The organism is Plantactinospora sp. A48 (assembly GCF_055793945.1).
Genome location: NZ_JBTIXF010000148.1, coordinates 1 through 798, shown reverse-complemented (window position 1 = coordinate 798; position 798 = coordinate 1). Strand labels below are relative to the sequence as shown.

The window sequence follows — 798 nt, the reverse complement described above, 5'->3', positions numbered from 1 at the left end:
CGACAACAACTGGCCCTTCTTCATGGGCTACCGCTACGGCATCTTCAACTACGCCACCCAAACCCTCGGCGGCACCACCACCATCAACCGCTTCGACCTCACCACCCCCTAGCCAGAACCCCAACCCTGCCGGTGCCCGCCGCGACTTGGGTTGCTGCGGCCACCGGTTGAGCATGTTATCGATAACATGCTATCTTTTCGCTCGGGGCGAAGGGCACGCTCCACATCGGGATCGCCGATCCCACGAAGGCACCAGGCCGCCTACACGGCCTCCTCCTTCCTCATCGGTGACCAAGTCCGGGCCAACCGCCAGCGCCGAGGCGCACTCACGCGGACACCGGACCACGCCGTCCCGGCATCGGTACCCGGCACACCGCCGCAGTCACCCAGGCACTGGCCGGATGATCCGTACCGCCCGTGACCGGGCGGCACCGGCCACCCATCCGCACCGGCACATCCCGGCAGGACCTCCTTGCGGCGCCGACCATCGGCGACACGAGACCGAACAGCGAACAGGTGTGGCGACAACCGCCGCCCCTCTCCTTGCAGCAGAAAGGCATCGTCATGGATGACAAACCTGGCGTCAGCGCCACCGGGAGAACCCGCTCTCGGCGGCGGGGCGTCGCGCTGATCCCCCTCGCAGCGGGGGTCGCGGTCTTCTCCGCCACCCTGCTGGTGGCCTCCAGCGCCAGTGCCGCGACGACGTTGGGTGCGGCGGCGGCGCAGACGAATCGGTATTTTGGTGCGGCGGTGGCGGCGGGGAAGTTGTCGCAGTCGCAGTACACCACGATTCTGGAT

General features: G+C 67.5%; 1 pseudogene. It reads left to right on the top strand.

The annotated features are described in order from the left end of the window. Positions 1 to 417: 417 nt before the first annotated feature. Positions 418 to 798: pseudogene (locus ACXN5W_RS30375) on the top strand (hypothetical protein); the annotation flags it as partial.